Origin of the sequence: Ruegeria arenilitoris (assembly GCF_013030985.1) — a bacterium.
GTDB classification, from domain to species: Bacteria; Pseudomonadota; Alphaproteobacteria; order Rhodobacterales; family Rhodobacteraceae; genus Ruegeria; species Ruegeria arenilitoris_B.
Genome location: NZ_WPYP01000003.1, coordinates 329897 through 353414, shown reverse-complemented (window position 1 = coordinate 353414; position 23518 = coordinate 329897). Strand labels below are relative to the sequence as shown.

The window sequence follows — 23518 nt, the reverse complement described above, 5'->3', positions numbered from 1 at the left end:
CGTCAGGAACGCGAGAAATCGAGCTCTTTCGCGCAGCGACAGGCCACAAAATGCTCCGGCTCGACCTCGCGCCATTCGAGCACCTCAGTACTGCAGTGTTCCCTGGCGAAGGGGCAGCGCGTGTGGAACCGGCAACCGGTCAGAGCGGCCAGCGGGTTGGGGATTTCACCCTGCAGCCGGATCGGATCATACCTTGCATCCGGGTCGGCGGTCGGGATCGCGGCTATTATGATTACCGCCGCGCCGCTGCACGAAATCTTCCCATTTCAGGGTGAGGCCGGTCCGTCGGAGCAAACCGATGCTTGAACTGATCTTCGCGGCCCTGATCACGATTGTCCCCGACTACCTGTATCGCCGGTATGGGCAAGGCAAACGGTGGGGTCACGAAATCACCCTGTTCAACATCTGGTACGAGCTGCGCTGTTGGACCCGCAGGACCGTGCCCGCTCCGGCAGCGCTGGTGTTTCATGACCAGCGATTGAACGGCGCGTCGGAAAAAATCAGGCCGGTTCAATTAGAACCGGCCTGAAATAATTTTAGAAGTGCGCCGACTTGGTGTTTTCCGGCACCACGGGCGGGGCGAACTTGGTCAGGTCAATGCCTTCGACCGCCGCCTTGTACTCTTCGATCTTCGGCGTCCGGCCCAGGATGGCCGACAGCACGACAACCGGGGTCGAGGCCAGCAGGCTTTCGCCTTTCTTGTCCGGTGCATCCGCCACAACGCGGCCCTGGAACAGGCGGGTCGAGGTGGCCAGAACCGTGTCACCCTTGGCGGCTTTCTCTTGGTTACCCATGCAGAGGTTACAGCCGGGACGCTCGAGGTAGAGAATGTTCTCATACTCGGTGCGTGCCTGCGTTTTCGGGAACAGGTCGTCAAACTCGAAACCCGAGTATTTCTCGAGCACTTCCCAGTCGCCCTCTTCCTTCAACTCGTCGATGATGTTGTAGGTCGGCGCCGCAACAACCAGCGGGGCCTTGAATTCGACCTTGCCGGTTTCCTTTTCCAGGTTCTTCAGCATCTGCGCGACGATCTTGATATCGCCCTTGTGCACCATGCACGAGCCGACAAAGCCCAGATCCACCTGCTTTTCCGCATTGTAGAACGAGATCGGGCGGATCGTGTCGTGGGTATAGCGCTTGGAGACATCGGCGTTGTTGACGTCCGGGTCGGCGATCATCGGCTCGACGATCTGATCCAGATCGACAACAACCTCGGCGAAGTATTTCGCGTTGTCATCGGGACGCAGCGCGGGTTGTTCACCCGACTTGATCTCGGCGATGCGGGCATCAGCGATGTTGATCAGCTTTTGAAGCATGCCGTTTTCATGCTCCATGCCTTTATCGATCATGATCTGGATGCGCGACTTGGCCAGTTCCAGCGAACCGATCAGAGTGTCATCATTCGATATACAGACCGAGGCTTTCGCCTTCATCTCAGCGGTCCAGTCGGTGAAGGTAAAGGCTTGGTCCGCCAGCAGCGTGCCAATATGCACTTCGATCACTCGACCCTGGAACACGTTGTCACCATGCTGTTCCAGCATCTGCGCCTGAGTGGCGTGCACCACGTCGCGGAAATCCATGTGCTCGGCCATGTTGCCCTTGAAGGTCACCTTGACCGATTCCGGGATCGGCATCGAGGCTTCACCGGTGGCCAGCGCCAGCGCCACGGTGCCCGAGTCGGCCCCGAAGGCCACGCCTTTGGACATGCGGGTGTGGCTGTCGCCGCCGATGATAACCGACCAGTCATCCACCGTGATGTCGTTCAGCACCTTGTGGATCACGTCGGTCATCGCGTGATAGACGCCTTTTGGATCGCGACCGGTGACAAGGCCGAAATCATTCATGAACTTCATCAGACGCGGCGTGTTGGCCTGCGCCTTGGCGTCCCAGACCGAGGCGGTGTGACAGCCCGACTGGTAAGCGCCATCAACGCTGGGGGCCACGACGGTTGCGGCCATCGCCTCAAGCTCCTGCATGGTCATCAGGCCGGTAGTGTCTTGCGAGCCAACGATGTTGACCTTCACGCGCACGTCCGAACCGGCGTGCAGGGTCTTGCCCGGCGTGGCGCCGACGGCGTTCTTGTTGAAGATTTTCTCAACCGCGGTCAGGCCCTGGCCTTCGTGGCTGATCTCTTTCGACTGGGCGAAGACCAGAGGTGCTTCGACGCCCAGCGTCTCGGCGGCAAATGTCTGCAGCTTCTTGCCGAAGACGATGGCGTAAGACCCGCCCGCCTTCATGAACTCCACTTTTTGCGGGGTGAAGGACGCGGACACATCCGCCAGTTCCTCACCATCTTCGCTCAGCAGCTTGTGGCCTTTGGTGTTGATCTTCAGAACCGTGCCGGTCGCAACCGAATAGGCCTCTTCCAGGATCGGGTTGCCGTCATTGTTCAGGATCGCATTGCCGTCTTCGTCGACCTTCTTGACCCAGTTCTTCAGGTCGATGCCGATGCCGCCGGTCACACCAACAGTGGTCAGGAAGATCGGCGAGATACCATTGGTGCCCGCAACGACCGGAGCGATGTTGACGAAGGGCACATAGGGGCTGGCCTGCTTGCCGGTCCACAGCGCCACATTGTTCACGCCCGACATCCGCGACGAGCCCACACCCATGGTACCTTTTTCAGCAATCAGCATCACGCGCTTGTTGGGGTGCTGGATCTTCAGGGCTTCGATTTCTTGCTGTGCTTTTTCGGTGATAAAGCACTGGCCGTGCAGTTCCCGGTCGGCGCGCGAATGCGCCTGGTTGCCCGGCGACAGCAGGTCGGTCGAAATATCGCCCTCGGCCGCAACATAGGTGACAACCTCGATCTCTTCATCGACATCGGGCAGCTTGGTGAAGAACTCAGCCTTGGCGTAGCTCTCCAGAATGTCTTTCGCCACCGCGTTGCCGGCCTCGAACGCGGCCTTCAACCGGTCGGTGTCGGCGTCATACAGGAAGACCTGCGATTTCAGCACTTCTGCGGCTTGCCCGGCAATCGCGGCGTCATCACCCAGGGCCAGGTCCAGCAGAACCTCAACCGAGGGGCCGCCTTTCATATGCGACAGCAGCTCGAACGCAAAAGGAACCGAGATTTCCTCGACCACGGCTTCGCCCAGAATGATCTCTTTCAGGAACTTGGCCTTTTCACCTGCGGCGCTGGTTGTACCGGGCAGCGTGTTATAGATGAAAAAGTTCAGCGACTCCGCCCGGTGCTCGTTGCCGGCATCCTTGATCTGATCGACGATCTCTTTGACAAGGGCACCATCATCGATTGGCTTGGGGTGCAGCCCCTGTTCCTTACGGGTTTCGATTTCGCTGAGGTAGTCTGTGTAAAGGCTCATGGCTGATCCGGCTGTTTGCAATTGGTGACGCTATTTGCCGGATTCGCAGTACTCTGACCAGACCCGGCATTCATTTGTATGCGGCGGTATACCATTCCGCAGGGAATATCAAGGGACCATCTGCGCGGCTTGCACCTGACGGGGTGGCAATTTACCGGAACCAGTAATCCCAGCCGTCCAGATAGTATCCGGTCAGAACATGGGTCTGCAGCGTATTGGGTTCGGCTGCGATGCGATCCATATCCGAGCCGAAAACCTGTGCCGCTTGCCAGACATCATTGGTCAGATATCCCAGCCCGTCCGGCAGGATCAGGTCCCGACCCGGCACCGGTTCGGGCGAGGCCAGAACGAACCCCCACTCGCCGAAACTGGGCACGTAGCTGTGATAGGGCAACGTATGCAGCCCCTGCCCAGGCTGCTGCGGATTGCGGCTGCTGTTCAGCGTCTCCACCACCGACCAGAAAGCCTGGCGCGCAAAAAACGGAGATCCCGCCTGCGTGACCAACAGCCCCTGCCCGCTCAGCCGTTCGACGGCCAGCCCATAGAATTGGCGCGTATACAGCCGCGACAGCGCGATGGACTTCGGGTCCGGCAGATCAATGAGGATCACGTCGTAGACCCGCCCCTCCCCTTCCAGGAATTTCCACGCATCCTTGTTGACGATGGTGACGCGCGGATCGGACAAGGCCCCATCATTCAGGGCCGACAGGTCCGGATGATCGCGGAACACCTGCGTGACACGCGGGTCCAGATCGACCAGGGTCACGCTTTCGACGCCGTCGTATCGCAGCAGCTCGCGCACCGCCATGCCGTCACCGCCGCCCAGCACTAGAATTTCCGCGCGCCGCGGGGCCAGCGCCATCGCCGGATGGACCAGTGACTCGTGATACCGATGCTCGTCCAGCGTATCGAATTGGATTGAGTGATTCAGGAAAAGCCGCACCCGGTCGCGATAGCGCGTCACCGTAATCTGCTGATAGGGCGTCGCCTCGGACAGGATCACGTCATCCTCGAACAGTTCGGCCTCGGTGACCGAAACCAGTTTCTCGGAATGCCACAACGCCACCATGGTCGCTGCAAAGGCCAGCACCCAGACGCCCACCTGCAACCGGCTGGCCCAGTGCCGGAACAGGAACAGTGACAGCCCCGCCACCGCCAGGTTCAACCCGCCAAAGGCCAGGCTGGCCGACATCAGCCCCAGATGCGGGATCACCAGCAACGGAATAGCCAGCGAGGCCACAAGCGCGCCCACGTAATCGACGCTCAGGACATTTTCGAACCGGAACTTCAGCGCGCCGATCTGTTCCAGAACCCGCGCGATCAGGGGAATCTCCATCCCCGACAGAACCCCGATGATGATCAGCGCCGCATATAAAGGCGTCGCCACATGCCCCATCCACGCATAGTTCAGGAACAGCACCGGCGCCATGAAGCCACCGACGATCCCGAGCAAAATCTGCGCCCAGACAAAGCCGGAAAACGCGTGGGTGACAAAGCGCGACAACCACGCGCCCAGCCCCATGGCCGACAGGAATATCCCGATCACCAGCGAGAACTGCCGTACCGAATCTCCCAGCAGATAGCTGGAGAGCGTGGCGGCGATCAGTTCATAGATCAGCCCGGCGACGGCAACCAGAAACGTCGCGGCCAGCAGCCACGCGGCGCGGGCCTCGACCGCGCGGGCCGCTGTCATGACAGGATGACGGCGGCGATGATGATGGCGACCGAGACAAACAGCAGCCCGATCAGAATGGACAGCGCCACGTTCTGGTCATGCTCGATCTCGCGCACGATGGAAAACGGGGTCAGCCAGTCGATCACCTTCCACACCACCCACATCAGCGTGACGCCTAGGAAGGTGTAAAAGATCGTGCTGATAACCTCTGCAATCTGAATGGCTGCAAAATATTCCATGATGTCCCCGTTATTTCACGCGATTTGATCGATAATAGCCGCCGCCGTCACTGCCGACGCGGACGGATCTGTCCAGGTCACGGCTTTCGCCGCCGTAACCGTTGTAAGTTACATATCCCGTGGCCCCCACGGCCGCGGCCGAGATCAGAAGGAAGATGATCCGGAAAGCTGTCACGTTAATCCTCGTCTACCCAGTCAGACCCGGACCAGCGCGCCCGTCGATGCAGCCATTTACGCCCGAACTGATACAGGAACAACGCCCCGAAGACCGTACCCAGAAATGCCATCCATTTGCCGGTGAACAAACCGGCCCGCACATCCAGCCTTAAGCGGGTGAACGGTTCGCCCGACGGATGTTGCCGACCGTTCCCGCCAAGCCACAGCCCTTTCTCGGCCGCTGATAGCGCCAGAGTGTAGGTTCCGCTGACTTCGGGGCGAAAACGCAACCCGGTCGCGGGCGACCCTTCACGCCAACTGCCGTCAGCGTCCCGGCCGGAATAGGATTCGATGGTTCGGCCGGTCTCGAACACCGGTTGGCCGTTCGGGTCCAGCATCTCCATCTCAAGATAGGCCCAGCTGTTCCGCATATCGCCAGAGACCCGGATCGAGGTCAGCCTGTTGTCGGCCTCCAGCGGAATGGCAATCTCAACCGGCAGGTCCCGCATATCCACTTGGGTGTTGCGCAACACGGCCCGCCCGTTGTGTATGTTGAACCCCAGGGCCATCACCAGACAGATGATCGCGAACACGAACGAGCTCACCAGCAGGAACTGATAGTTCCGGCCCGCCACAAAGGGCTGCAGCGGATGGACGCGATAGGGCTTGAGGTCCAACGTGACGCCAAAGGCCGCTTCGGCCTCGGCCTTGGTCACATAGATCGAACGGTAGGTTTCGCGCTCGCTGCCGGTTTGCGAAAACGCCAGCATCGCCGAGTTGGACATGGCCGAGACGGTCGTCGTCCTCTCACCAAACTTCGGCCGCCAGGTAAATTCGCCTTCGACATAGGTGATCTTGCTGGTCGTGGTCTCGTAGTAGCGGAACGGTTCCCCACTGATATGAATGGTTGGCCGGGGCTCTGTCGCAAACTTTGGCCGGTATCTTGCACCTTCGTGCGGCTTGATCCAACTGGTGGATTGAATGCGACAACTTTTAGGACTGCCCAATGATCGACTTCAAAGGTGCGCACTACCCACAATCTGTGATCCTGTTCGCAGTCTATTTCTACGTTCGCTACGGCGTCTCGTACCGCGACCTGGAAGAGATCATGGCGGAACGTGGTGTGTCGGTTGATCATGCTACTTTGAACCGGTGGGTGGTAAAATACTCGCCTGCGGCCGCTCGCGTGGCAAAGAAACGGAAGGCCAACACTGCTGAATCGTGGCGTATGGATGAGACGTATATCAAAGTCCGTGGCGAATGGGTGTATCTGTATCGTGCGGTAGATCGCGACGGGCAAACCCTTGATTTCATGCTTTCTGAGAAGCGAGACACGAAGGCTGCAAAGAAATTCTTCGCCAATGCTCTGTACAACAATGGCATCCCGAAACGGATCACCATTGACAAAAGCAGAAGCAATGCAGCAGGGATCAAAGAGGTCAACAAGATCTTCAAGCGGCTGCGGATACCTGTGAAGATCGACACCGTCAGATCAAAGTATCTCAACAACATGATAGAACAGGATCACCGCTTCATCAAAAGGCTTACGAGACCGATGTTGGGGTTCAAAAGTTTCGCCTCCGCTGCAGCGACACTTGCCGGGATCGAGGCCGCCAACATGATCCGCAAGGGGCAGCTTGGCCAGCTGAAGTGTGGCTTTCGTCAGTTTGCTGAGCTCGTGGGATAAATCCGTCCAGACAGATCGGGCGCTCTGATCCATGACAAAGTTTGCGACAAAGCCCTCTCCCTTGCCCTGGTCACGTTGGCCTCAAGTGCAATGGCTCAGGAACAGAATTACCAGCCCATCAACAGTGGGTCGCAGCCAATCATATTCCAGCCCGTGCAACCGGCACCACAGCCTGTGCAGGTTCAGCCGGAAAGCACTCGCCTGCCTGAAGAACAGCGCGGTTATCAGGAAAACCCGAACACGACCTGGCAAAACAACTTGGTTGAAGAATATCCGCCCATCGTGGGGGCCTCGATCATTGACGATCCGTCGCGCACGCTGACTCAGGGCACGGTTTTGTCTGCCGTGTTCGGCGGGGCCGTAAGCTCGGAACTTCCGGGTAGCGTGGTGGCGACGATCACGCGCGGCGTCTATTCGATGGACGGCACAAAACTGCTCTTGCCACGTGGATCTAAACTCTATGGCGAATACCGCGCTGATACAAAGCTGGCGCAAACAAGGATCGCTGTCGTTTGGAGCCGGGTTATCACGCCGGATGGCTTGTCCGCGCAAATCGGGTCAGCCGGGACGGATGGTCAGGGCCGGTCTGGGGCAACCGGACGTGTCGATACGCATTTCGGTGAACGGTTTGGGACTGCCGCGCTGCTCTCGATCATCGGGATCGCGCCGGTCGCGTTGGTGGCCGACAACGACAGCAGCAACTCGGTGCAAACGGATCTGGCAACGCAGGTCGGTTCAAACTTGCAGAATGCCACAGCGGCGGCGTTGGAGGACTATTTGCGGATCACGCCAACCATCTATGTAGATCAGGGAAGCCGCATCAACGCCATCCTGCAGCGTGACGTGGTTTTCGACAACTTCTGAGACCGAACCTCTGAGGCGGCCGTATCGTCGGCCCTTCCGGCTGCTCCCTGCATAATTGAATGCGGTAGCGGCCTTTTTAGACGCAAATTCAGCACTTTTTGGAATCAATGAATCTTGTGTGGGTGCGTTCGCGTTCGAGGCAAAGCCGAGAGGCAGCGAAGGCAACCTCCGCTGTTCCCAAAAGTGCTCTAACAAGGACAAGAACATGAGCGGGCGAAACGGCAACGGCCTTTTGGAATACTACACTGGCAAGATCGAGCATCTGTTGCATGACGAAAAACTGAGCGAGATTTCCGTGAACCCAGACGGCTCGGTCTGGGTTGAGGAAATGGGCACAACCCACATGACCAGGACAGACATCACTCTGACCAAGGATGATGTAGAGAATATCGGGCGGTGTGTGGCTGGGTTCAGCGATGTGACTTTCGGAGAAAAGAAGCCAATTGCAACGGCAAATGTCCCGACAAAAGAGGGCAAGGCACGGGTCCAGGTTGTTATTCCACCTGCGACAACCGGCGTGGGTTCCGTGGCGATCCGTCTGCTCCGCGTAAAAACCGTTGACCTGGGCGCATTCAGCTTTGCCAGCAAAGAGGCCGCACTAACCGAAAGCAACGATCACAGCGCGCTTGAAAATGCTCGGGCAGCTCTCGCAGCGGGGACAATGAGCTTTGACGAGCTGGCCGACCTTTCGATGCAGAGCAAATGGAACGTGATTATTGCGGGCGGCACATCGTCGGGAAAAACCACTGTTTTGAATGCGATGTTGAAGCGCGTCGATCCAGGCGAGCGAATCGTGACGATTGAGGAAGTGGCAGAATTGGACATCGAGCAACCAAACTCGGTTGACTTGCTTGCTGATCGTTCCGAAGAAAATGGGCCTCGATCCCCGACAAAGCTGCTTGAATCTGCGCTTCGCCTCCGGCCTGATCGGCTGGTTTGCGGGGAAATCCGGGGTGACGATGCGAATATGTTCCTGGAGCTGGTGAACACCGGCCACGATGGATCTGTTTGCACCATGCACGCAAACTCGCCCGTTGATGCCATTGGGCGCATGAGCAAAATGGTGCGGCGCGGATCTCCGACCGTCCAAAAGTCAGAGGTGGTCGATGACATCAGAGCCACCATTCACATGATCGTTCACATGAAGAAAATCGGGGACGAGCGGAAGGTCAACGGCGTGATTTTCCCGCCCCTGATGACCGCTGACCAATTTATCTGAAGGAGTCAAAAGATGAAGAAATTTGAGTATCGAGACGTGCCCTTTTCGGAGCATGACGACGCGAAAGTAAAGTTCGCAAAGCTGGGGAGTGAAGGTTGGGAAATGGTCGGTGTCGCCCGCGCTGAATTTGGCCTTGTGTGCTTTTTCAAGCGTGAGCTGACGGATGGCTGAGTTTCAGGATCTCCCAAAAGGCAAGAAGGTAGCGATAGCCGGTACAATGGGCTTTATCGCTACCTCGGCTTGCGCGGTGTTGGTGATCGGGCTGGCGCTCGAATACATCAACACCAGAGGCTTCCGGGGGCTGGACATCTGGGCGATACCGGAAAAGTTCATGGCGCAGCCTGCAGAGGCGCAGCAGATCATGGGTCTGGTGACGGTGGTCGCGGTGGGGGTTTTGACCTTTGCATTTGTGGCGGCTGCGCTGCGTGGTCCCTCAACGAAATACGGTGATGCGACCTTTGCAAAGGCCCCTCAGCTCGTCCAGGAGGGCTATGCTTCGATGCTGAGGCTCAAAGACCAACTGGATAGTGAAATCGTGTTTGCCAAATTTGGTCAGCCTAAAGACAAAAACGCGATCTACTATAAGCCCGGTCCGACTGTTCAGAAACCACATGCGATGTTTATTGCGCCGTCTGGCTCAGGTAAAACGAGCGGCTTTGTGATCCCCAATATTCTGCGATTCAACGGCTCCTGCGTTGTTCTGGACATCAAGGGCGAGATCTTCCACACAACCGGCGCACGGCGGGCGGCCATGGGTGATGAGGTCTTTGTGTTCGACCCTGAGAACCCGGAAAAAAGCCACAGCTATAACCCGCTGAGACGCGCAGCTCGCGCAGACAATCTGGATCGACGCTGGGAAGAAGTGATTCAGGTCGCAACCCAGATGTTCGACACGCCCAGCTCGTCCGCTCAGGGCTTTTTGGGGGGCGTCGAAGGCATGTTCTGCGCAATGGCGATGTTGGCGATCAAGCGAAACCGTCCGTACATTTCCGAAGTCCTGCGCCTGGTCAAAACGACCAAGCAAAAGGACTATGAAAAGATGGCTGAAGAAGTTGGATATGCGCGAGCTGCAGATGAGTTCCTGAATCTTGCAGCCGAAGAATCCAAAATCTTGCGATCAACGATTTCGGTCATGAACAACTCCGGCCTTCAACTCTGGCGCAACCCGTCTGTGGCAAGAGCCACGCAGGGCAATGACATCAACTTTGAGGATCTGCGTCGGCGCCCCACCTCGATCTACTTTTCTGTGCCAGGGAAGAAGGTCAAAGAGTTCCGGACGCTCATTCGCCTATTCTTCCTCGATCTGGTGAACACCATCGAAACCGTTGAGCCGGGCGAAGATGAGCCGTTCAAGGTTCTGATCCTGCTCGATGAGTTTCAGCGCCTCGGCCATCTTGAGCGCGTCGTTGAAGCGTATGACACCATGCGATCGTTCGGTGGCCGGATCATCGTAATTTCGCAAACGCTGTCGCGCCTGCAGGACATCTATGGGCATGAAGGTGTGCGGGCGATGCTGGCAAACGCTGGCACGCAAATGTTTGCTGCGTCCGAAGATTCAGAGGTACGCGAACACGTGTCCAGGTCCATCGGTGACAAAACAGTCATGAGCAAATCGAAGTCTCGGGCGCTCGGCAAAATGGAAATGGGCAGCATATCGGAACGCGAGGAAGGCATTCGCCTTCTCCGGCCGGAACACGTTGGCCGATTGCCTGAAAATGAGGTTGTGCTGATCCGCGAAGGCAAGATGCCGGTGATTGCAAACAAGATCCGATACTTCGAAGATCCGTATTTCATGCAGTTCTTGGGTGGCGATAGTCCGAAGATCAGAGGCACACACCTCGATCTGGCTGCAGAGCAAGCCAGGGACACAGCGAAGGCTCTGGCTGAAGCAAAACCGGCCCCTGCCCCGGTGATAGAGGTTTCGGAAAAAGATCAGGAACTTCAGGCGGCATTTGATGCACAGCGCACGGTCGCAAAGCGGAAAAGCCGGTCAGCGAAAGATATGGCGATGGAGAAAATGAGAGCCAAACGGCCAGAAGGTAGTGCCTCCGCTTGACGGGGGTGCTGTTTCAGCAATCCGCGTGTGAAAACACGGTGATCAGCCACGCAATTTTGAACTGCACAAGAAAGGCCACCTCAAATTAGCTCCTTGCAGTTCATGGCTCGGTTTCCCAGGTTATTCAGACGCTCGTCTCGACGGCCTTAAATACCTGATGGGGTCTAAATCGGATTGCAGCCGTTCGTGCAGATCGCGGCGAAGAGGGGAAAAGAGCCCATTTTGCTTGATGCTGCGCACTATACAAACGAACATTGTTCGCTCAAAGCGGACCTGATCCATTTACTTCACAGCCGGGATCTCAGTCTACCTCGCGCAGGATTGGCAGCGGCTCCCCTTTGGCAATCGGCTGCGGTGTGCTCGCGAATTTGACGATGGGAAGTTCAAGATACGGTGAAGAAATCGGGAATTCTCCGGGGTGACTGCCACCGGTGTAGACCGTATGAACACCAACATTGACCAACTTTGTATGCTGATTGTGCGGTGTAAAGCTCACATTTGACCCTGCAATGATCAGTTCAAGTGCTTCACCTGCTTCGAAGTAAACGGCGGTTGGCAGAGTTTCGATCTCCAGGTAATAGGCCTCACCGGGTGTGAGGTTCTGAACCTCATCCAAGGCATAGATCGTCCGGTAGTCAGGGACCGGATGCCCATTGTAGGTATCAAGGGTCTTGCGAAGGCTTGCGCGTATCCAGCCTCGGGTAAACAAGCTGTCACTGGCCAGAAGGTTGATGAAGTACTGGACTTCACCGTCAGCGCCGCGTTTGCGCAATCCGACAAATACATCCATGTCGACGGCTGTATTGGGGTCATCATCGCGCGCTCTGGGATCCATCAACACGTCCGGTGAGGCGATCAGGTGTAGCTTCGAATACCCGGCGATTTCGGTTGGTTCCTCAAAGGTATGGCTGAAGATCAGACGGGGATTGGTTGTTTCGGGATCATCAATGACAACAACATCGGAATCGTATTGAGTGATAGCTGCGCTCGAAGGTTCATTGTCGCCAAGTGTCATGGTGACCGCGTCGAGGTAATACCGGCGATATTCCGTGCCCGGCACAGGCCAAGCATCTACATACCGGTCGTGAAAGAGATTGTCCCCATGCATCACCTCGACATGCACTGGTTCGTTTTCCAGTGCTTCGCAGGCATCCGTCACATCTTTTAGGTAACAGTCCAGAAACACTCGCTGCTTGTCACGGGATTCATCTTGGTTCGAGACGCTCCATTCTTCCCTGCCATGGGTCGTCAGATAACGTGGGACACCTGCGATGCCGAGCCGTCTGTAACCTTCAAAGCTACCACGGGAGTGCAGGCCTTGAGTGCTCCACGTACCAGCGACCAGCGCTGGTACTGCAATGTTCTCGACATCCAGGATCGGGGGGATTTCAAATTCAGTCAGGTCGGGAACAAGATCCAGCGGGATCTCTGAAAAAGTCAGGCCAAATTCAGGTTTGGTGTCAGGATCCTGAAACGCGGCTGATTTCCCCGAGAGCCAATATGGAATGAAGGCGGTTTCCTGAATTCCACCATTGAACAGATCATCGCGAATGATGTCAGATGATCCTTGCCAGACAATCATTGCATCCAAACCTTTGGGCTGTGTCGCCGCGACCAACCACTGGATGATACCCAGATAAGATGTGCCTTGCGTTGCGACATTGCCATTTGACCAACCGGGCCCGCCATTCTCCGTGCCACGGGCAATCCACTCGATGGCCTGCTTGAACGCGTCAACCGTTGCTTGGCTGAAAGGATCTTCCGTACCAGGCGATTTCCCGGTTCCCGGAGCATCAATGATGACCACCGCGTACCCGTGCGGCACGAAGTAACCGGGATCAGCAGCTTCGAACGGGGCGACATCGCTGATATTCATGTCACCGAGGTTAAGCCCGATCTCCCGGTTGATATTGCCGCGCGCCGTATGCACATAACGGCTTGGTCCGATATCCTTGTCATAGGCGGTCAGGCTGACGATCACAGGAACAGGGCCCGCATCCTTGGGGTAAAAGACATTGGCGGAGAGTTCGGTTGTTCCTGATCCATTGTCATTAACCGGGATCATGATGGTCTCGATCATTGTCGCTTCACGGTCAATCGGGTAAATGGTTGTCAGATCATTTCCGATGCGTGCCGTCAGCGGATGGCTGAACATCTGATCTGATGCCAGTTGCGCCACCGCAGGATTGGCCGTGGCACCAAGGCAAAAGATTAACGCTATCAATGTCTTTGAAATCATGCGTTCTCTCCGGTTACGCCATAGCCCATCACGTGGAAAATTGTAGCCCGTCAGCCGGTAGTTGTGATACGGCCAAGAAGGATGAACGTTCTTCAGGATTGAATAACATGCCGCGCCCATCTCCCGATGATATTGTGGCCTTTTTGGCGGTCATGCAGACCGGATCGACCCGTGCAGCAGCAGACGTGCTTGGTCTTTCGCAACCAACCGTAAGCCGACGTATTGACGCCTTGGAACATGCCTTGGGGTTGACCCTGTTCGAGCGCAGTCCGCGTGGATTTGATCCCACGTCGGTGGCTCGAAAACTCTCCGGTGAGGCAGCGCAGGTTAAGCGCGCCCTTGAAATGTTCGACAGTACCGCAACCCAAATTCGAAAATCCGTTACGTCCAAGGTCATTCGCGTGACATCTACAGTTGAAGTGTTTGAGCGCATCCTTAGCCCGCTCCTGTCCCGCTATGGTGAAACGGCGCCAGAGGTTGTGTTCGAAACTGTATTGACCAACCAACCGCTGGATCTTGTTGCCGGTGAAGCGGATATTGCGTTTCGTCATGGCAACAAAGGTGATGAGGCGGAATTGACGTATCATCACCTGGGTGATGTGAGTTGGGCACTCTATGCCAATCAGAACAAGCTGACCGATCTGCCGACACCGATGGACCCTGGTGAATTGTCGGGCAAAGAATGCGTGCTTTTTGAGCATTCGGTTGGGCCACAAATCGTCCGGGCCTGGGCGGAAGGTTTGTTTGCGCAATCCAAGATTGTCTTGCGGTGCGATACCCTACAGGGAGTATTGTCTGCGGTTCGCAATGGTGTTGGATTTGCGCCTTTGCCCTGTAGCGTCGCCGCAGGATTTCCGGAACTCATCAAATGCCTCGAACCAGACAATGGCGTGGCGGTCCCGTTCTGGCTCGTCTATCCCACGAAGGGAAACCAGCAGTATCTGGTCGACTTTGTTGACATGGCGTACAAAGAAGCAACGGCGGTGATGAATGCACTGGAAGCCGAGGCCGGTAGCCAAAGCTGATGATCAGCGTTTCTTTTTTGTTGCCAAACTAAGTTCATCAATTCCCTATACACCGTCAATTGGCAGGAAATCGAAGGATGTAATTCGTACATATTTTATTTCTTGATTGTCGACATGATCTATTGCGCACAGTCGATTTGCCCACATAGCTGACGTTGGTGCGCTCGCAGCGAATTGACACTTTTGTCCGCACAGCCGCCGTTAACCACGTTGGGACCGACCGCAAGCCCGACAGAAAGCGTCAAATGTCTGGTTTGAGCCCACTTCTACCGATGCTGCGCGTTGCTCGAACGTCAGCTTTGCGTTGAGCATTCTAGGTGCGTTGTCAGGCTCATAGATTAAATCCAGAAACTGGTTCTAATGGTTCTGACCCACTGGAGTCCCAGTACTAGCTGCCATTTCGAAAGCGTTGCAGTGTCTGCGGATAATTCGATGGAAAACTCCAGACAGCTTCGCCCGGAGCACGCACAAGCCCGCGCGCTTGAGGATCTCGGTCTGTAAGCAGAGAAATGAACAGGTCACTGCTGGCCCAGGGCGAAGACCGAAAGTACCAATGCCCGTTTCCTGTATCGGCTGCTTCGGCCTCGGTCACATCGATGATATGTAGGGTTTTCATCTCAGACAGTCGGCGCTGGAACAGAGACCCATTTATTGCTTCATCGGAAACTTGACCCAGACGGTCGCGGCCGAAGACCAACCGTGACATCGCCAGCGCTGAATCGGTCTGCGATTGATAGAGTGTCACACCTATAACGGCATCCAGAAGGCCGTCTTCAATTGATTGCAAGAAATAGCTTCGATCAAGATCGCTGCTGATCAGGATCAACTGCCCCAGCCGCGGCTTTGGCCCAGGCCGCAAAGCAATCTGATAGGCGGCTTCAAATGCGAGCCTTGAGCCTGCGCTGTATCCTATAAGGTGAATGCGCCGGGCGTTGGTGTTTGCCGACAAGTATTCGACAAGAGACCGCAAATTGCGGCGCGTCGCCAATGCAGATTCCTGATCCCGAAAATACGCCAAGCGATTGGGTGTAGCGGGCCAGTTGTAGCTGATGAAGGCGCCCTGATAGCCCAGAAAGTGTTGCAACTCTTTGGAGACAAGGGTCGAGTAATCAAAATCGACATTGTAGCCATGGACATAGATGAAAATGTCTTTGTTGCGAGAGGCTGCAAGGTGATCGTCAATCCATTGGGCAAACCGAAGTCCGGCTGCCTTCATCTCCTTTTGCGAAGGTGGATCGTTCATGTAGCGCGTGACACTGAACGGCATGACACCAATCTCTTGTACGTCAGACAAGCTGAGCGTGTAGTCCTTAGCGCGGTCGCGCGTCATGGTAACGTGGCGAAGCTTTTTCAACGTCGCCAATGGGGGGTTGCTTTGCACTTCGGCAATGCCGGTACGCAGAATGTGACCGCGCTCATTGTTGTAATAGGCTTGTGGGTCGCCGGGAACCGCGGGCAGCCGATCTGTAGCGTAGAATAGCTGCGAACGCTGCACGAAATTGTCTTCCGTGATGTCCTTGTAAGGGTCAAAAGCAGCCTCGGCATAGACCGTTGGGGAGGGCATCAGTTCAATTTCGTCATAGATGTTTGGCCCGCAGGCAGCGAGGACACAGAACGAACACACGGTTGCCGCAGGCAAAGCTCTGGCAATCAGTCGCCTCGTCGTTCCTTTTCTGAATTGCCTTTGTCCGACTGTTCGCATCCGGCTGCAATTGTCGGTCCCAAGCATGTCGGCACCGCTGCTCGCGCCTTGGCGCAACTTCGATACTACAGACCTGTTTGTGTTCGGCATGGCCGCCTTTCGCATAATGCCCTTACTCAGAAGCTGTAGGTCACACCCAACACGGGTCCGAATTGTGAGAGCTTGAACCTGCTGTCAACTTCACCTTTGTCGACCATGATGTAGCGATAACCTGCGCGCAAATTCCACTTTGGAGCGATCGCATAACCTACCGTTGCCAAAAACTGTGCGGTTTCGCGATCTGAGCGAAATCCACCATAGTCGGCCAAGGCAACGGCCGACCATCGGTCATTGATCTGATACCGGATACGGGCCGCAATCAGAGGGTCTATCCAATCGTCGCTGGCACTGGAACTTGGTGCCGGGGTGGGGCCGCCGACCAGAGTGATCGTGCTGCTCGTCTCAAACCAGCGAAACCCGCCACCGAGATCGACGGCCAGGTTTTGGTCTTGATAGGCCGTGTAAGCGGCATATCCACTTAAAAACTGCGTCTTCAGACTGGTTTCAGCGCCACTGAACACCGGGCCGGGAGTGTCATTGTCAAAGGACAGGTCTGTGCGCATGTAGTCCGCGATCAGCGACCACCGGCCACTTCGCGCTTCAAGTGTACCCATGAATGCCAGATCAAGGTTTTCAACCGCTTCACTGAAGCTGAGTTCCGACTCCAGCGATCCAATGGTTGTCTTGGTGTCCGCCGCGTAGATGTAGAAGCTGCCGGAAAAACTCCAGTCGGAGTCCTGTGCCACTGCTGTTGATCCGCCGGGCAGTATCGTCGCCGCAACCAGAAAACTGCTTGCGATACACCGTATTTTTAAGCACGCCATGGCCCGCTCCCCCCTTTGCCTATCCCGAGTTCGAGGCGCGGCAAAAGATGGGCCGCGCCGTTGTCCTGTTACGTTTCACAATCGCATTCGACCGGGTCGAGTATCGGAACAGATGCCTTAACGCTATTCATTTCACGGGCGCGAAACTCTGACGGTGTTTGACCCGTCCATTTCTTGAAGGCCCGTGTCATGGCCGTCGCGTCAGAGTATCCCAAATGATCAGCGATATCGCCCACCGACAATTCAGACTTGGAAAGCAGATGTTTCGCCTGGTCACATTTGGCTTCGATGACGATGCGCGACAGTGATGTCCCATAGGCAGCAAGCCGTCGGTTGAGAACCGCGCCTCGAAAACCGCATGCCTTGGCGAGCGCCGTAGCCGACAAGTCCGTGCGCCCGACCCTTGAGTTGGCAACGCTTTGGATCGAACTCAACAAGTCTGTAGGTACAGGGTTTTTTTCGTCCTGAGTGGTCAACACGTACTCGGTCGCGGTTCGGTTAACCAGTTCAAACAAAAGCCAGGCACTTGGGAAGCGGATGGAATACCCGTCTGAGCCCGCACCTACCGCCCGGATACCGTAGAAGTAAGACGGGAGCAGATCAGGACGGTTCACACGCACAAGAACCTTATTTGCTTCCCAACGCTGACCTGCGGTTTCATGCAGCAACGTAGCCCATCGGCTGATCTGAAACGCATCCATATAGGCGGGCGAACAGCATGGCGTGAACCTGCGTTTGGCGGACAGCACGGCGAACTCTCCAGAGACATCGAGTGTCATGGTGACCGCGTTTGTGTTGTTTCCCGCATGAACGCAAAACCTGGCAATGAAATCGGCCAGCGACTTTGCTACGCGAAAGGCCTGTCCGAATGGGGATGCAACGGTCGGATCTGAAGTTTGACCAACAAGTGCTGGAAAGTCTGGGGATGTCTTTTGTGCGACGGCTTCAAACACGGCATAGACAGTGTCGTGCGGAATGAAACAACTCGGAGCGTTCAATTCCGAGAAGGATAGATCGAATTCCGCTAGGAGACTTTCTACAGATTGACCGGATTCTTGAAACGCAAGCAAAAGCGGCACGATAACCCGCCCGCGTGTAAGCGGCGGTGTTCTGTGTTGAGCATGTGCGTCATGCCCTGTCATCATAGCTCCTTAAGACCCCGCAATTGAAAGGTCGGGCACGTCAAGCATAGACCAGCGCGGCTCTGTGTCCCTGACCTGCGTCAAAGCGGAAGTCACTTTTTGAGGTAAAAAAGTCAGGTGCCCGCTGGTAGGGGCTCAATCGAATTGAACCACGCTACCCGCAGAGAGTGCGCTCTAAGAGATTGACATCACCACACGAATAATAGGACCGCCGTCGGGTCAATATGCAAAGAGAGTTTCTAGTTGTTGGCCGAAACGCTATCGCTACCTGTCATTTTTAACCAGTTTTCGGAAGCGGTCGCTCCAATCTGTCAGGGCATACATTCGAACTTTGTGGTTTGTTGGAGAGAGATGGCCAAGGCTCCAATTGTAGCATTTTAAAAAACAACAAAATGAGAGGCGTGAGAATGCGCTTTTGATCAGGTGCCGGGACCATCAAGCAATGCATTTCTGTAATTGGCTAGTGGAGCGGGCAAACTATGAATCTCACGCACAAACGCTGGAAACTTGCTGCTTTAGCTGTCCTGATTGGAAGCACAGCGACCGCTCAGAGCTTTGATACCACGGTCGATGCACTTGCTGAGACATATGAAGTGCCCATTACCATAAACAACTTTGTTCGGGCTGCTACAGACAATGAACTGAAGACGTACAATGGCCTGGCCGGAGGCGTAAATCAGTTCTTTCACTTCAAAGAACCCACCCCCATCGACAATCAGCCCACCATTCGGATGAATCGCGACACGCTCTACAGCGTTGCGGTTATTGATATCAGCCAAGGCGCAACCTTGACTCTGCCCGATGTGGGCGACCGATACATGACGACGATGGTGGTCAATCAGGATCATTTCATCAATGAAGTGTTCGACGGTGGCGGTGTGTTCCAGCTTGACATGGGTACATTCCATACCCCCTACGTACTTGTTTTCATGAGAATACTGGTGGATGCCGAGAACCCCAAGGATGTTGCGGCGGTCAATGCAATTCAGGACGGGTTCACCATTGATGCTGCCTCCGCGACGCCCTTCGAGATGCCCAATTACGACGCGGAGAGCTTTGAGGCGCTGCGCCAAGCCGCAATTGAGCTGGGCAGGTTCGCCACAGACAGCGTCCGGACTTTTGGTAAGGCAGATCATGTAGACCCATTACGCCATTTCCTTGGCACAGCAGTCGGCTTTGGTGGGCTGCCAGAAGACGAGGCCTTTTATCTTAATATCGAGCCCGGCCTGCCGCTTGGGGAATACAAAATCCAGGTCCCGGCGGATGTGCCAGTGAACGCATTCTGGTCCGTGAGCCTTTATAATGCAGACGGGTTTTTTGAACTCAATTCCCTCGACACGTATGTGGTCAACTCGGTCTCAGGCACCAAGAATGACGATGGCAGTGTGACCGTGCACTTCGGCGGTTGCAACGACGGACGTGTGAACTGTCTCCCGATCATGGATGGCTGGAACTATGCCGTGCGCCTTTATCAGCCGGGCCCAGAGGTCATCGACGGAAGCTGGGTCTTCCCCTCCGTAGAACCCGCAAACTGAACAACAGGATGCTTACGATGAAAAAGCTTCTTCTGACAGTCGCGCTTACACTCCCGACAGGCGTTTGGGCCGAAGACATGGTCGATGTGACCGTCGACACCCTTGTGCGCGCCGAGACAGATCACATGTTTCGGACCAACATGGCCAATCTCGGCCTCGCTGTTGGCGAATTGGGGCATATGCGCGAAGCCACCACACCGGATAACCAGCCCGTCATCCGCATGAACCAGGACACGCTCTACTCCGGCATTCTGCTGGATTTGAGCGAACCCGTCGAAGTGACACTGCCTAAAGCGGATGGCCGCTATATCTCGATGCATGTCATCAATCAGGACCACTTCATGTATGCCGAGGCAGAGCCCGGCACGTATCAAATCACACAGGAAGACCTTGGTACGCGCTTTGGTTTCATCGCGTTTCGCACATTCGTCGATGTGACTGACCCGGATGATATTGCCGCCGCGCAAGCGGCACAGGATGGAATTGTCGTCAGCGGCGGTGGAACGGGCCCGTTTGACGCGCCCAACTGGAACACCGAACAACTTGCCACTGCGCGTCAGGCGATAAACGATTTATCCTTGCTGGGCACCGATTTAGCCCGCGCCTTTGGCAGAACAAAGGACGAGATTGATCCGGTTCAGTTTCTGGTCGGTGCGTTCTCGGGTTGGGGCGGTCTTCCGCCTGAGGCCGCGATCTATCTGTTGGACGCGGTCGATCAGAATGACGGCGAAACACCGCATGCGGTAACCGTCAAGGATGTGCCGGTTCGGGCGTTCTGGTCGGTGACTGTCTATAACGGTGACGGCTTTCTGGAAGCCAATGATCTGGGCGTAAACAGCTACAACGGTTACACAGCCGAAGCAGCAGAAGACGGCTCGGTCACGTTGCATTTCGGTGGGTGCGACGATGGCCGCGTGAACTGTCTGCCGATCACTTCGGGCTGGAACTATGCGATCCGCCTTTATGAGCCGGAGGATGCAATCCTGAACGGCAATTGGACCTTCCCGAAGTTGGAGCCGATCAACTAGGCCACTCGCCCAACCTGCATTTCAAAAGGAGTACACGGCTATGCGTCGATCCCATACTCTTATGGGGCTGCTTTTTGCAGCCAGTGCCGGAACCACAACCGTTGCAGACGAGGCATCCGATCTGGCCCAGGAACTGGCCAACCCGCTTGCGGCAATCGTCTCGGTTCCGTTTCAATTGAACCATGATGAAAATCTGGGCGTCTCTGATCAGGGCTCGCGCACCACGCTGAACTTTCAACCAGTCGTGCCCTTTCAACTGAACGATGACCTTAACCTGATCACCCGAACTATCATTCCTTACATCTGGCAGGAAGACGTTGTGCCGGGCACACGCCAGGAGGGGTTCGGAGATATCCTTTTCTCTGCGTGGTTCTCGCCAATCGGAACCGGGGACATAACGTGGGGCGTGGGTCCCGTTGTGCGCTTTCCAACCTTTAGCGACGTATCGAGTGATACATGGGCTGCTGGGATCACCGGCATTGCACTGCGACAGACCGGTCCGTGGACCTATGGTGCGCTGGCCAATCATCTGTGGGATCTAGAAAGCAACCCCGACACCCCCACGAATGTGAGTTTTGTCCAGCCCTTTCTTGCTTATTCCACCGAAGGCGCGTGGACCTATTCGCTGCAAAGCGAAAGCGCCTATGACTGGGAAACTGATGCCTGGGCTGTGCCTATAAACGCTTCGGTCTCCAAGCTGGTCCAATGGGGGGCGCTGCCGGTCAATCTGCAAGCGGGGGCGGGCTATTGGCTCGAAGCGCCCGAAGTGGGTGCCGAAGGCGTTCGCTTGCGTTTGCAGGCTCAGGTCGTCTTGCCCAGAGGGCGCTGACGTTTGGCTGAAGAACTTTTTATGAAACGTCGAAAATAGGGAGGTCTTGATGGCCGATCAGATGCAACGCAATGCGCAAGCGCATGTCGAGCTTGACCCTGACCATTAGGATCTGATTGTCAGAAGCTGCAATCGGCTCATTCGACACGCCGTTCGGGTGATGTCTTTGTTCATGGTCGTTGTGATCGGATTTGCCGTCATCGACGCCGGTTACTCGTTCTACATCAAGCTTGTAAGTCCACCGGTCCTGATTCTTGACGTCAGTGTTCTGTTGGAGGTTTTTGCGGCCGCGCTTGTTGTGCTGATCGCTATCGAGATTTACACGAATGTCACGCTCTACCTGACGGCCGATGTCATACATGTGAAGCTGGTAGTTGCAACTGCCCTGATGGCCGTTGCCAGAAAGGTCATTACACTCGATACGACGGACCTGGAGCCGCTGTATTTCGTTGGGTATTCTGGACTCGGTCTGGCGTTTGGTGTCACGTATTGGTTGCTGTGGCGTGGCAAGTAGATATTTCAAAGGACGCCTGTATCGACGCTGGCATAAGCGAGATCGCCGACATTAGTGTTTTTTTGAAGCCGCAATCGCCTCCTTATTCAGCCAAAGAAGAAACGCTCGAAAATCTTAAAGAAATCCGGAAGCAGACCTTGGCACCTGCCCGGTGAAAGTTCCCTTTGTCCGCGTTGCGGTCGCACACGTCAACGGCAGCGAAGGGTCGTTTTCCAAAAATCCTGTACGGAAGATTCCATCCCGCCCTGTTTTGCGCCGAGCCTGAATTTAGCCCTGTTGCATCAATAAATACCTTCTGCTCGGCAATTACAGACTGTGTCCATCATACTCATGGACGTGGGTAGCCTGTTCGCGGGTATGGGCAATCTCTTGCACCACGGCGGCAATCTTGCTGGATGAAACTTGGTGCAGCTCACCGACAACGGCCTCGGCGCGCTCGTAGCTGTCCGGAACACCTTGGCTGTTAAAGTGGGCGGCAGCGGTGGAAATGTCCGCGTCTCGCCAAGTCGCCGTGGTGCCGACTGAAACGCTGTCATGATTGTTGTAGCGAGCCAGGAACTTGTTTCCATCGAGTCCGAAGCTGTTGGCGGTTGCAACAATGTCGTCACGCACTGCCAGCCATTTTTCGGCCTCGGACGGGTCCAGGTTGTCCAACTCGGCCGCATTCATGGATGTGGTGTAACTGTCGTCGGCAACAGTATACGCCTGCAGGTCGGTGTCGTATGGGCGCAGCTCGGCAACATCGCCCTTCAGCTCTCCGATCTGCACGTCCATTGCGGCGCGCAAGTGCGGATCTTCAACCTCTCGGGCAAGCGCCTCCATGTTTTCGATGGAGTTTACGATGTCCTTGGTCTGTTGCTCGTAGTTCTCGAAACCGGCCTGACCCAGAGCGGATTGCATATACTGAACATAGCGATCACCGGGCGACTGGTAGTCGTCGGAATCCTGAAAACCTTTGTCGCCGGACAGATCCGCAAGGGACGAATAGTAGGGGTGATACAGGTCGTATTCCTGAGCATCGTTCATGTGCTGAGAAACCAAAGCCTGCATATCGTTCAGATCAACCGGCTCCCCCGACCGCTCCGCAGCCTCCAATTCGATTTTCAGTTCTTCGACCAGATCTTGTTGCGCCGTATGTTCGTCAACACGGCGGTTGGCCTGGTCCTCGATGTCGAAGCTCTTTGAAGCGATGGCGGCACGATCATAGCCCATCGCCTGCTGCTCTTTCATGATGATGTCGATCTGCTCTGAAACGCGATCCTCGCGCGGGGCGGATTGATCGAATTGGGAATAGGGTGCGAAGTGTTTGACTTCGTTCAAAAGATAGTCTGTACGCGAAACCATAGTTTTTCCTTTGCGAGTTGATGGATAACTCAGTGATGGATCTGCTCAGAGCGTTGGCGCGCTCATCAGGCAGACCGG

At 55.8% G+C, this 23518-nt stretch carries 22 protein-coding genes; 11 read left to right on the top strand and 11 right to left on the bottom strand.

Annotated elements, in window-relative coordinates; genetic code table 11:
- Positions 1–2: 2 nt before the first annotated feature.
- Positions 3–218, bottom strand: a complete 216-nt coding sequence (locus tag GOX88_RS09685; RefSeq protein WP_367648067.1) for an oligopeptide/dipeptide ABC transporter ATP-binding protein — start codon at positions 216–218, stop codon at positions 3–5.
- An 80-nt stretch (positions 219–298) separates the two neighbouring features.
- Between GOX88_RS09685 and GOX88_RS23745 the strand changes: the two genes are divergently transcribed.
- Positions 299–529 (top strand): hypothetical protein, encoded by a 231-nt coding sequence (locus GOX88_RS23745; RefSeq protein WP_367647843.1) that lies wholly within the window; start codon positions 299–301, stop codon positions 527–529.
- A gap of 7 nt (positions 530–536) precedes the next feature.
- On the opposite strand, the gene GOX88_RS09675 is transcribed toward GOX88_RS23745, so the two are convergent.
- The 5 genes from GOX88_RS09675 to GOX88_RS09655 form a co-directional block, all read right to left on the bottom strand.
- A complete protein-coding gene (locus tag GOX88_RS09675; RefSeq protein WP_170400942.1) occupies positions 537–3323 on the bottom strand; it encodes a bifunctional aconitate hydratase 2/2-methylisocitrate dehydratase in 2787 nt (928 codons plus the stop codon).
- 151 nt (positions 3324–3474) lie between these two features.
- Positions 3475–5016 carry a polyamine aminopropyltransferase gene (locus tag GOX88_RS09670; RefSeq protein ID WP_170400941.1) on the bottom strand — a complete coding sequence of 514 codons (1542 nt, stop codon included), beginning with the start codon at positions 5014–5016 and terminating at the stop codon, positions 3475–3477.
- On the bottom strand, positions 5013–5237 hold the full coding sequence (locus GOX88_RS09665; RefSeq protein WP_170400940.1) for a DUF350 domain-containing protein: 225 nt from the start codon (positions 5235–5237) through the stop codon (positions 5013–5015). The genes GOX88_RS09670 and GOX88_RS09665 overlap by 4 nt, the downstream gene beginning before the upstream one ends.
- Before the next feature lie 10 nt (positions 5238–5247).
- On the bottom strand, positions 5248–5412 hold the full coding sequence (locus tag GOX88_RS09660; RefSeq protein WP_170400939.1) for a hypothetical protein: 165 nt from the start codon (positions 5410–5412) through the stop codon (positions 5248–5250).
- A 1-nt stretch (position 5413) separates the two neighbouring features.
- Positions 5414–6400: a DUF4178 domain-containing protein gene (locus GOX88_RS09655; protein ID WP_170400938.1), complete on the bottom strand. Its 987-nt coding sequence runs from the start codon at positions 6398–6400 to the stop codon at positions 5414–5416.
- Here GOX88_RS09655 and GOX88_RS09650 point away from each other — a divergent pair.
- From GOX88_RS09650 to GOX88_RS09630, 5 genes are all read left to right on the top strand, one after another.
- Positions 6400–7080 (top strand): IS6 family transposase, encoded by a 681-nt coding sequence (locus tag GOX88_RS09650; protein WP_170400937.1) that lies wholly within the window; start codon positions 6400–6402, stop codon positions 7078–7080. The two genes, GOX88_RS09655 and GOX88_RS09650, sit on opposite strands and share 1 nt — an antisense overlap.
- A 90-nt stretch (positions 7081–7170) precedes the next feature.
- Positions 7171–7944: a TrbI/VirB10 family protein gene (locus GOX88_RS09645; protein WP_170400936.1), complete on the top strand. Its 774-nt coding sequence runs from the start codon at positions 7171–7173 to the stop codon at positions 7942–7944.
- A gap of 55 nt (positions 7945–7999) precedes the next feature.
- On the top strand, positions 8000–9163 hold the full coding sequence (locus GOX88_RS09640; RefSeq protein ID WP_170400935.1) for an ATPase, T2SS/T4P/T4SS family: 1164 nt from the start codon (positions 8000–8002) through the stop codon (positions 9161–9163).
- 12 nt (positions 9164–9175) lie between these two features.
- Positions 9176–9334, top strand: coding sequence for a DUF4177 domain-containing protein (locus GOX88_RS09635; RefSeq protein ID WP_170400632.1), 159 nt, complete (start codon positions 9176–9178; stop codon positions 9332–9334).
- Positions 9327–11219, top strand: coding sequence for a type IV secretory system conjugative DNA transfer family protein (locus GOX88_RS09630; protein ID WP_170400934.1), 1893 nt, complete (start codon positions 9327–9329; stop codon positions 11217–11219). Before GOX88_RS09635 ends, GOX88_RS09630 begins: the two co-directional genes overlap by 8 nt.
- A gap of 301 nt (positions 11220–11520) precedes the next feature.
- Here GOX88_RS09630 and GOX88_RS09625 read toward each other — a convergent pair whose 3' ends face one another.
- Positions 11521–13578, bottom strand: coding sequence for a CocE/NonD family hydrolase (locus GOX88_RS09625; protein ID WP_170400933.1), 2058 nt, complete (start codon positions 13576–13578; stop codon positions 11521–11523).
- On the opposite strand from GOX88_RS09625, the gene GOX88_RS09620 reads away from it, so the two are divergent.
- Positions 13566–14483, top strand: a complete 918-nt coding sequence (locus GOX88_RS09620) for a LysR family transcriptional regulator (RefSeq protein WP_170400932.1) — start codon at positions 13566–13568, stop codon at positions 14481–14483. The genes GOX88_RS09625 and GOX88_RS09620 overlap by 13 nt on opposite strands.
- Before the next feature lie 388 nt (positions 14484–14871).
- On the opposite strand, the gene GOX88_RS09615 is transcribed toward GOX88_RS09620, so the two are convergent.
- The 3 genes from GOX88_RS09615 to GOX88_RS09605 all read right to left on the bottom strand — a co-directional run bounded on the left by GOX88_RS09615 (position 14872) and on the right by GOX88_RS09605 (position 18190).
- Positions 14872–16047 (bottom strand): alpha/beta hydrolase, encoded by a 1176-nt coding sequence (locus GOX88_RS09615; RefSeq protein ID WP_170400931.1) that lies wholly within the window; start codon positions 16045–16047, stop codon positions 14872–14874.
- A 254-nt stretch (positions 16048–16301) separates the two neighbouring features.
- Positions 16302–16970: an outer membrane protein gene (locus GOX88_RS09610; RefSeq protein WP_367646869.1), complete on the bottom strand. Its 669-nt coding sequence runs from the start codon at positions 16968–16970 to the stop codon at positions 16302–16304.
- A 146-nt stretch (positions 16971–17116) separates the two neighbouring features.
- Positions 17117–18190, bottom strand: a complete 1074-nt coding sequence (locus tag GOX88_RS09605) for an AraC family transcriptional regulator (protein ID WP_170400930.1) — start codon at positions 18188–18190, stop codon at positions 17117–17119.
- A 479-nt stretch (positions 18191–18669) separates the two neighbouring features.
- Here GOX88_RS09605 and GOX88_RS09600 point away from each other — a divergent pair, with 479 nt between their 5' ends.
- The 4 genes from GOX88_RS09600 to GOX88_RS09585 all read left to right on the top strand — a co-directional run bounded on the left by GOX88_RS09600 (position 18670) and on the right by GOX88_RS09585 (position 22096).
- On the top strand, positions 18670–19725 hold the full coding sequence (locus GOX88_RS09600) for a DUF1214 domain-containing protein (RefSeq protein ID WP_170334888.1): 1056 nt from the start codon (positions 18670–18672) through the stop codon (positions 19723–19725).
- Between the two features lie 17 nt (positions 19726–19742).
- Positions 19743–20753, top strand: a complete 1011-nt coding sequence (locus GOX88_RS09595) for a DUF1254 domain-containing protein (RefSeq protein ID WP_170400929.1) — start codon at positions 19743–19745, stop codon at positions 20751–20753.
- 40 nt (positions 20754–20793) lie between these two features.
- The gene (locus GOX88_RS09590) at positions 20794–21582 is read left to right on the top strand and encodes a transporter (protein WP_170400928.1); all 789 of its coding nucleotides are present in this window, start codon (positions 20794–20796) and stop codon (positions 21580–21582) included.
- 160 nt (positions 21583–21742) lie between these two features.
- Positions 21743–22096, top strand: a complete 354-nt coding sequence (locus GOX88_RS09585; RefSeq protein WP_170334894.1) for a phosphate-starvation-inducible PsiE family protein — start codon at positions 21743–21745, stop codon at positions 22094–22096.
- 306 nt (positions 22097–22402) lie between these two features.
- Here GOX88_RS09585 and GOX88_RS09580 read toward each other — a convergent pair whose 3' ends face one another.
- Entirely contained in the window at positions 22403–23440 is a 1038-nt protein-coding gene (locus tag GOX88_RS09580; RefSeq protein ID WP_170400927.1) for a hypothetical protein, read from the bottom strand.
- Positions 23441–23518: the final 78 nt, after the last annotated feature.

What these genes read in the sequence shown, in the direction of transcription:
- GOX88_RS23745 (WP_367647843.1), top strand. Translation starts at nt 299, where the DNA reads ATGCTTGAACTGATCTTCGCGGCCCTGATCACGATTGTCCCCGACTAC.
- GOX88_RS09675 (WP_170400942.1), bottom strand. Translation starts at nt 3,323, where the DNA reads ATGAGCCTTTACACAGACTACCTCAGCGAAATCGAAACCCGTAAGGAA.
- GOX88_RS09670 (WP_170400941.1), bottom strand. Translation starts at nt 5,016, where the DNA reads ATGACAGCGGCCCGCGCGGTCGAGGCCCGCGCCGCGTGGCTGCTGGCC.
- GOX88_RS09665 (WP_170400940.1), bottom strand. Translation starts at nt 5,237, where the DNA reads ATGGAATATTTTGCAGCCATTCAGATTGCAGAGGTTATCAGCACGATC.
- GOX88_RS09650 (WP_170400937.1), top strand. Translation starts at nt 6,400, where the DNA reads ATGATCGACTTCAAAGGTGCGCACTACCCACAATCTGTGATCCTGTTC.
- GOX88_RS09645 (WP_170400936.1), top strand. Translation starts at nt 7,171, where the DNA reads ATGGCTCAGGAACAGAATTACCAGCCCATCAACAGTGGGTCGCAGCCA.
- GOX88_RS09635 (WP_170400632.1), top strand. Translation starts at nt 9,176, where the DNA reads ATGAAGAAATTTGAGTATCGAGACGTGCCCTTTTCGGAGCATGACGAC.
- GOX88_RS09630 (WP_170400934.1), top strand. Translation starts at nt 9,327, where the DNA reads ATGGCTGAGTTTCAGGATCTCCCAAAAGGCAAGAAGGTAGCGATAGCC.
- GOX88_RS09620 (WP_170400932.1), top strand. Translation starts at nt 13,566, where the DNA reads ATGCCGCGCCCATCTCCCGATGATATTGTGGCCTTTTTGGCGGTCATG.
- GOX88_RS09625 (WP_170400933.1), bottom strand. Translation starts at nt 13,578, where the DNA reads ATGGGCGCGGCATGTTATTCAATCCTGAAGAACGTTCATCCTTCTTGG.
- GOX88_RS09615 (WP_170400931.1), bottom strand. Translation starts at nt 16,047, where the DNA reads ATGCCCTCCCCAACGGTCTATGCCGAGGCTGCTTTTGACCCTTACAAG.
- GOX88_RS09605 (WP_170400930.1), bottom strand. Translation starts at nt 18,190, where the DNA reads ATGACAGGGCATGACGCACATGCTCAACACAGAACACCGCCGCTTACA.
- GOX88_RS09600 (WP_170334888.1), top strand. Translation starts at nt 18,670, where the DNA reads ATGAATCTCACGCACAAACGCTGGAAACTTGCTGCTTTAGCTGTCCTG.
- GOX88_RS09595 (WP_170400929.1), top strand. Translation starts at nt 19,743, where the DNA reads ATGAAAAAGCTTCTTCTGACAGTCGCGCTTACACTCCCGACAGGCGTT.
- GOX88_RS09590 (WP_170400928.1), top strand. Translation starts at nt 20,794, where the DNA reads ATGCGTCGATCCCATACTCTTATGGGGCTGCTTTTTGCAGCCAGTGCC.
- GOX88_RS09585 (WP_170334894.1), top strand. Translation starts at nt 21,743, where the DNA reads ATGTCTTTGTTCATGGTCGTTGTGATCGGATTTGCCGTCATCGACGCC.
- GOX88_RS09580 (WP_170400927.1), bottom strand. Translation starts at nt 23,440, where the DNA reads ATGGTTTCGCGTACAGACTATCTTTTGAACGAAGTCAAACACTTCGCA.